This window comes from Rhodovulum sp. (assembly GCF_011048875.1).
In the GTDB taxonomy this organism is placed as follows: domain Bacteria; phylum Pseudomonadota; class Alphaproteobacteria; order Rhodobacterales; family Rhodobacteraceae; genus Rhodovulum; species Rhodovulum tesquicola.
Genome location: NZ_DSDD01000072.1, coordinates 1 through 2,513, shown reverse-complemented (window position 1 = coordinate 2,513; position 2,513 = coordinate 1). Strand labels below are relative to the sequence as shown.

At 69.0% G+C, this 2,513-nt stretch carries 2 protein-coding genes; both read left to right on the top strand.

The features are described from left to right. Nucleotides 1-1,102 (top strand): phage portal protein (locus ENN83_RS02450; RefSeq protein WP_287183666.1); only part of this gene is annotated, 1,102 nt, incomplete at its 5' end. A 13-nt stretch (nucleotides 1,103-1,115) separates the two neighbouring features. Then, nucleotides 1,116-2,513 (top strand): HK97 family phage prohead protease (locus ENN83_RS02445; RefSeq protein ID WP_287183663.1); only part of this gene is annotated, 1,398 nt, incomplete at its 3' end.

Below are 2,513 nucleotides of genomic sequence, written 5' to 3'. Positions count from 1 at the left end.
GATGGTCGAGGCGGGCGAGGTGCTGGTCCGCCGCCGCCCGCGGCGCCCCGGCGACGGCGTCATGCCGCCCGTGCAGATCCAACTGCTCGAGGCCGACTTCCTCGATGCCACCCGCAACGGCGCGCTCGGCGCGGGCCAGGCTATGCAGGGCATCGAGTTCGACGCGCTCGGCCGGCGCCGCGCCTATTGGCTCTTCGGCGCGCATCCGGGCGACGCGACGCTCAGCCTGACGGGCGGGCTCACCAGCCGTGCGGTGCCGGCCAGCGAAATCGCTCATGTCTACGAGAAGCAGCGCACGCAGGCGCGCGGCGTGCCCTGGGGGGCGCCCGTGATCCGGGCCCTGCGCGACCTCGATGACTATGAGGTGGCCGAGATCGTCCGCAAGAAGACCGAGGCCTGTGTCACCGCCATCGTCTTCGGCGACGAGGAGGCGCAGCAGGGCATCGCGCCCTCGGTGGTCGATGCCGACGGCAACCGGGTCGAGCAGTTCGAACCGGGGCTGATCGCCTATGCCCGTGGCGGCAAGGATATCCGGTTCAACCAGCCCTCTGCCACCGGCGGCTATGGCGAATACAAGCGCGCCAGTCTGCACACTATCTCGGCGGGCTTCCGCGTGCCCTACGAGCTGCTGACGGGCGACCTGTCCCAGGTGAACTACTCCTCGATCCGGGCAGGCCTCGTGGAATTCCGTCGGATGATCGACGCCGTGCAGTGGCAACTCTTCATCCCGATGTTCTGCGCACCAGTCTGGCGGTGGTTCACTGAGGCCGCATGGGCGGCCGGGCGCATCCCGACGCCGGACGTGCCGGTGGAATGGTCGCCGCCCAAGTTCGAGGCGGTCGATCCGCAGAAGGACGCTATGGCAGACCTGCTTGCCATCCGCTCAGGCACCATGACGCTGGCCGAAGCCATCGCCCGGCAGGGCCGCAACCCCGACGCGGTGCTGGCCGAAATTGCGGCCACGAACGCCAAACTCGATGCACTGGGCCTCGTGCTCGACACCGACCCGCGCCGGGTCACCAAGACCGGCAACGCGCAGGCCAGTGAAAGCGCACCAGACCAAACAGCCGACCTCGACAAATCGGACGGCGACGAGACCTGACAAGGACCCATCCATGGAGCAGATGATCGAACTGCCGGCGCTGCGCCGGTCGGCGGAGCTTGCGCCCAACAGCATCGATCCGGAGACGCGCAGCGTCGAGGTGATCTGGTCGACCGGCGCACGGGTACGGCGTGCCGCGCTCTTCGGCGAGCCGCATGACGAGGAGCTGAGCATGGCGCCCGAGCATGTACGGCTCGATCGGCTGAACGCCGGCGCGCCCTTCCTGAAGGTGCATGCGGCGCATGATCTCGATGCGGTGATCGGCTCGGTCGTGCCCGGCTCGGCGCGGATCGAGAACGGACAGGGCATCGCCCGGATACGCATCTCCGAGCGCGATGCGGTCGGTGACATCTGGCGCGACATCCAGGCCGGGCACATCCGCGCGGTCTCCATCGGCTACCAGGTCCATCGCTTCGAAGTGAGCAAGCCCGAAGGGGCGCGCGAACTCTGGCGGGCGGTGGACTGGACGCCTTTCGAGATTTCCGCCGTCCCCGTCGGTGCCGATGCCGCGGCCGGGTTCCGCGCGAAGGAGCCGATGAATGACTGCGTCCTCCACCGCCGGGACGCCCCCACCAGCCAAGGAGCATCCCCTATGACCGACAGGACAAAGCCCCCGGCCGATAAGGCCAAGCAGAGCAACGACACGGCAGTGGCCGAGGAGACCCAAATGACCGACGACAAGACCGGCGCTGCCGAGGCGCAGGCCCTCGCAAGCGACACGCAGACCCGAGCCGCCGATATGAAGCCCAAGGCGCTGACCGTCACGCCCGACCGGGCGTCCGAGGACCGCAGCCGCGGCGTCGACACCGATACGCTGGTGACCGAGGCCCGCGCACAGGAGCGCGAGCGCGTTTCGACCATTCACGGCCTTGCCGACAAGCTGCATCTCGAGCGCGGCTTCGCCGGCGACCTCATCAAGCGCGGCGTCTCCATCGATGAGGCGCGCCGGCTGATCCTCGATCAAGTCGCGGCCAAGGCGGATGAGACCCGCACCTTTCCCCATGTCTCTGTCCCGCTCGGCGGGCGCGACGCCACGGTCACGCGGCGCGAGGCGATCTCAAGCGCGCTGCTGCACCGCTACAGCCCGACGCTCTTCCCGCTGGAGGACGCCGCGCGCGAGTATCGCGGCATGACGCTGATGGAGCTTGCCCGCGAAAGCCTCGAGACGGCGGGCGCCAGCACCCGGGGCCTCTCGCGCGACGAGGTGGCGACGCGGGCCCTACACTCGACCTCGGATTTCCCCGAGATCCTTGCGGCTGTCACCAACAAGACCCTGCGCCAGGCCTATGAGGCCTATCCGCGGACCTTCCCGCTCTTCTGCCGGCAGGTGCTGGCCACCGACTTCAAGGCGATGCACCGGGTCCAGCTGGGCGAGGCGCCGCAGCTCCTGAAGGTCGGCGAGAGCGGCGAG